Source organism: Mesorhizobium sp. M7D.F.Ca.US.004.03.1.1 (genome assembly GCF_003998635.1).
Taxonomy (GTDB): Bacteria; Pseudomonadota; Alphaproteobacteria; order Rhizobiales; family Rhizobiaceae; genus Mesorhizobium; species Mesorhizobium loti.
In genome coordinates this window covers 1-4,453 of the sequence record NZ_RZQG01000502.1, presented here as the reverse complement: position 1 = coordinate 4,453, position 4,453 = coordinate 1, and the positions used below count along the sequence as shown (strand labels likewise).

Genomic DNA, 4,453 nt, shown 5'->3' with positions numbered 1-4,453 from the left:
GGCCAGCCGGTCTGCGATCGCCGCTTCACTCGCCTTGCGATAGGTTCTGAGTTCATCGGCAATGGCTTGCGCCTGTGGCGAGGCTGCCAGCGCGCCGCTGACGAACAGGCAGCCACCAGGCTTGCCGGGCCTGGAATATGCTTCCGCCGCACCGAGCAGCAACCGCCGGATCGCCTCCCGCGTCGATACCGGCGCGCTCAGCGCTTCCAGCGCAAAGCCGATCTCGGTCTGGTGGTAGCGCGTCAGCGCCTTGCGGAACAAAGTCTCCTTGTCGGTGAAGGCGTTGTAGATCTGCGGCGGCGTCAGTCCCATCGCCTCGCGCAACATGGCCAGCGATGTCGCCTCATAGCCATGCTCCCAGAACAGATGCATCGCCGCATCCAGCGCCCGGTCGGGATCGAAAGCGCGCGGCCGGCCGCCGCGGGGCTTTTCCGAATTATCCATATCGATCGATACGAAACCTGTTGACTCGTCTTCTCCATATAACGTACCAATCGATACGAAACATGGCAAGCCGGAAGACCTGTCAGATGGCAAGCCGGAAGACCTGTCAGTCGGAAAGCCATGAAAACCAGCGAAAAGGAGAGCCAAATGCCGATCACCGTGACCGCGCCGGAAGGAATACTGACCCCAACGGGAGAGCGCGAGATCCTGCCGCGTCTCAGCGCCGCCCTCATCGAGGCCTCCGGCGCCACCGGCAATTCGTTCTTCACCGAAATCGTCGGCGGCACGGTGCACATCTTGCCGCCTCACCACATCTATGCAGGCGGCGCCAATCGGCCTGTCGTCATGGTGGAATTGAAATTGCCCAACATCGGACTTGGCTCGGTCGAAGCCCGCAAGGCCTTCATCACCGCAGCCGCAGGGATTGTCGCCGAACTCTGCGTGCCGGGGCACCGGCCTGAAAACACCTGGATCAACATCGTCAATGCGCCCGACGGCGGCTGGGGCATCGGTGACAGACAATATACGGGCGACGTGCTCATCGCTGCCGCCAGCGCAGCCGCGCACTGACTTGGCCAGCTCAATGACCGGAAGCGAACCGATGCGGCTCTCCCCTTCGCTGTTCTTCACCACCAATTGCGAGCCGGCATTGGCCTTCTACGAGCGGTGTGGCCTCGGCCGAGCAACGGTCCTGCTGCGCTGGGGAGACAACGACATGCCGGTGCGGACCGAAGCCATGCGCGGAAAAGTCCTGCATGCCCGGTTCGAAGGCCCCGGCGTCCTGTTTCATGCCTCCGACAATGACGACGCCGAGCCGATGAAGGGTTCCGCCCTTTGCCTGGAGTTCGACGACCTGGCCGCCATGCAGGAGCTTTTCGGCCGCATGAGCACAGGCGGCCGGATCACCGTGCCTCTGGCGCGGCAAATTTGGGGAACCAGCTTCGGCATGCTGGTCGACGCTTTCGGCGTGCAATGGATGTTCAGTTGTTCCAGGGGATAGACCCGCGGATCACGATCTTCTTACCAGGAATGAAGCCCGTCCGGCGTCGCGCCGCATTGCCGCCGCGCTGTGCCGGTTTCATGGTGATATCAGGACAGTTCGCGGAGGCTGATCATGCGACCCGTGACGGCAATCACATTGCTTTGGTTGATCTGGGCAGGAACCTGGGCCGTCGCCGCTTTGTGGTCCGACCCTGCCCAGAAGCGCGCCGGATTGAGGGCGGAGGCCCGCTATCGGGGTCTCTGGCTGGCCGGCGCGGTGCTGCTGTTCATTCCGGCGCACGGCTATGAAGGCCGGCTCAGGTTATGGATGCCTGATCTCCCCGAAGCCTGGATCTGTGTCGCCCTGATCGCCATCGGCATCGCCTTTGCCTGGTGGGCGCGCCTGCATCTCGGCAGGCTGTGGTCGGGCACGATCACCGCCAAGGCCGGGCACCGGATCGTCAACACCGGCCCGTACGGCCTTGTCCGGCATCCGATCTACACCGGATTGCTGCTGGCGGTCCTCGCCACCATGGCGGCCAAGGGCACCGTCTGGGGCATAGCCGGAACCGCCCTGCTCATCATCGGCATCGTGACCAAGGCAAGACTGGAAGAAAGCTTCCTGCGAGGCGAACTGGGCAGCGCCTATGACGACTATGCCAGGCGCGTGCCGATGCTGGTGCCGTTCGCGCCAGCCTGACACGGCAAGCTCAAAGCATCCGCAGTAGCGCGCCGCCTATCGAATACCCCGCGCCAAAGGCGCAGATCAGGCCGAAATCGCCGGGCTTCATGTCGGCGTGGTTTTCCGACAGCGCGACGATGGCGCCGGCGCCCGCCGTGTTGCCCAGCCGCTCCAGCACCATCGGCGCGCGGTCGTGATCCACCTCGTGGCCGAACGACAGTTTCAGGATCATCGCATTCATGCGCGCATTGGCCTGATGCAGCCAGAAGCGCCTGATCGCCTGCGGCGTCAGCCCGTGCTCGGCGAGGAATTCGACGATGAATTTTTGCCCGGCGACGGTGACTTCCTTGAACACCTTGTTGCCGACCTGCTTGATCAGGTTGCCTTCCAGATTGATCATGTAGGGATCGTCCTGGGCGGTGCGGGTGTGATAGCCCAGATTGGTGCGGATGTTGTTCGACATCTGCGTCCAGACGCGCGTGTCGAGCACCTCGAAACGCCCCGGCCGCTTATCGCCCTTGGCCAGACCTTCGACCACCATCGACACCGAAGCGTCGCCGAAGATGAAATGCGTCTGCCGGTCGCGGAAATTGAGATGACCGGTGATGATCTCGGGCGTCGTCACCAGAATGCGCTTGTGTGCGCCCGACCGCACGAGGTTGACGGCGATGTGCAAGGCGGCAGCCGCCGACGAACAGCCGAGCCCCATGTCGAAGCCGGCGCCCTTTGTCCCCAACGCCTCCTGCATTTCGATGGCGATCGCCGGATAGGGTCGCTGGTGATGCGAGGCCGAGCAGATCACCAGGTCGATATCGGACGGCTTCAGCCCGGCATGGTCGAGAGCCTTTTGGGCCGAGGCGATGCCGAACTCGGCTTCGAGCGACAGCGCATCGTCAGGCCGTGCCGGAATGCGCGGCGCCATGCGGGTCGGATCGAGGATGCCCTCGCGCTCGATGACATGGCGGGTGCGCACGCCCGAGGCGTGGACGATGAAGTCGCTGTCCGATTTCGACAGCGGCGGCTCGTCGGTGCCCAGGCGGCGCGCATTCTCCGTGTCGACCCAGGCATTGAAGCTGGCGACCAGTTCTTCGTTGGTGATCTTGGCTTCAGGGATTTCAACGCCGATGCCACTGATGATGACGCGATGCATATATCCAGTCCGTCCATCCGCAGGCGTTGCGGGCTTCATGTGGGCGCCGGAACGCTCCGGCGCAACACTTTTCTCACCGCGGCGGTTTACGCCGGCTTAAACCAAAGGTTTGGGCCGACTTAAGCCTGACTTCACCAGGCGCAGAGCTTGGTGTTGGTCTGCGGGTTGTTCCAGCAGGCGCCGTCGTCGCGGCTGCGCACAAACTGCCCCGGCAGCGGCACATTGCGGCGGCCGAGATTGACATAGCCATAGGCAAAACCCGGCCCGTCGATTTCCAGGACATAGGTCGGATAGCCCGGCGCCGAGATGCGGAAGCTGCCCGCATCATCGATCGCCCTGTAGCTGCATGAGAAATAACCGTCATCGCTGGTGAAGCAGCGTGCTCGCTTGGCTTCCGCCGAGATCGAGAACGCCAGAAGTGCCGCCGCGCACACGCTGCCGCCGAAAAGCATCTTTTTCAATGTCATCATCCACCCCCCTACCATGGGCCATCGTGACCCAACGCGGTGAAATGCGCATGGCGGCGAAATCCGGTCAAGCGGCCGCAACGGGCGCCGCGCAACGTGGATAATCAAGCCCGCTTGGCGACGATGAAGATGCGCGGAAAGCGCAAAAGCACCTTGCCATCAGCCGTCTTCGGATAGGCCTTGGCGATCTTGGCCGTGTAGCTGTCGAGGAACAGTGTCTTCTCGTTCGCATCGAGCGGGTCGACAAAAGGCTTCAGGCCCGTCGACTTCACCCATTCAACGATCGCCTGCGCGTCGGCAAGCGGGTGGTTGTAGATGGTGTGCCAGATATCCAGCCGATCGCTGAGCGGCGACAACAGGTCATAGTAGAACGACACCGGCTGCAGCGGCCCGCGCGCGGCCCCCTTGAGCTTTTTGGCAAATGGCATTTCGGCGGCGGTTTCCCGCATCAGGCGGTGCGAATCTTCGCCCATATTGTCGGGCATCTGGATGGCCAGCGCGCCGCCTGGCGCGAGAAAACCCATCAGCCGCTGGAACACCTTGGGATGCTCGGGCAGCCACTGGAACACCGCATTGGCAAAAATCACGTCGACCGGCTCCGCCGGCTGCCATTTGGAAGCATCGGCGAGATCAAAGGTGACCTCTGGCAGGCGCGCCCTCGCCTTCTCGATCATGTCGGGTGAGGTGTCGAAGCCGCTCACCTCAGCATCCGGCCAGCGCTCGACAAGC

7 protein-coding genes are annotated in these 4,453 nt (G+C 63.1%); 3 read left to right on the top strand and 4 right to left on the bottom strand.

Going from position 1 to position 4,453, the window contains the following annotated elements:
• The coding region (locus EN935_RS23935) for a TetR/AcrR family transcriptional regulator (RefSeq protein WP_164771297.1) at nucleotides 1-444 on the bottom strand (444 nt) is incomplete at its 3' end.
• Between the two features lie 147 nt (nucleotides 445-591).
• Between EN935_RS23935 and EN935_RS23930 the strand changes: the two genes are divergently transcribed.
• The 3 genes from EN935_RS23930 (at nucleotide 592) to EN935_RS23920 (ending at nucleotide 2,125) form a co-directional block, all read left to right on the top strand.
• Entirely contained in the window at nucleotides 592-1,014 is a 423-nt protein-coding gene (locus tag EN935_RS23930; protein ID WP_109668487.1) for a hypothetical protein, read from the top strand.
• A gap of 31 nt (nucleotides 1,015-1,045) precedes the next feature.
• A complete protein-coding gene (locus EN935_RS23925) occupies nucleotides 1,046-1,444 on the top strand; it encodes a glyoxalase/bleomycin resistance/extradiol dioxygenase family protein (RefSeq protein ID WP_109668489.1) in 399 nt (132 codons plus the stop codon).
• Nucleotides 1,445-1,558: 114 nt separating this feature from the next.
• Nucleotides 1,559-2,125, top strand: a complete 567-nt coding sequence (locus tag EN935_RS23920; RefSeq protein ID WP_109668317.1) for an isoprenylcysteine carboxylmethyltransferase family protein — start codon at nucleotides 1,559-1,561, stop codon at nucleotides 2,123-2,125.
• 10 nt (nucleotides 2,126-2,135) lie between these two features.
• Here EN935_RS23920 and EN935_RS23915 read toward each other — a convergent pair whose 3' ends face one another.
• The 3 genes from EN935_RS23915 to tam form a co-directional block, all read right to left on the bottom strand.
• Entirely contained in the window at nucleotides 2,136-3,257 is a 1,122-nt protein-coding gene (locus EN935_RS23915; RefSeq protein ID WP_109668319.1) for a beta-ketoacyl-ACP synthase III, read from the bottom strand.
• 131 nt (nucleotides 3,258-3,388) lie between these two features.
• Nucleotides 3,389-3,724: a hypothetical protein gene (locus EN935_RS23910; protein WP_126071130.1), complete on the bottom strand. Its 336-nt coding sequence runs from the start codon at nucleotides 3,722-3,724 to the stop codon at nucleotides 3,389-3,391.
• Nucleotides 3,725-3,828: 104 nt separating this feature from the next.
• Nucleotides 3,829-4,453: trans-aconitate 2-methyltransferase (gene tam / locus EN935_RS23905; protein WP_127373666.1), on the bottom strand; the 625-nt coding region annotated here is incomplete at its 5' end.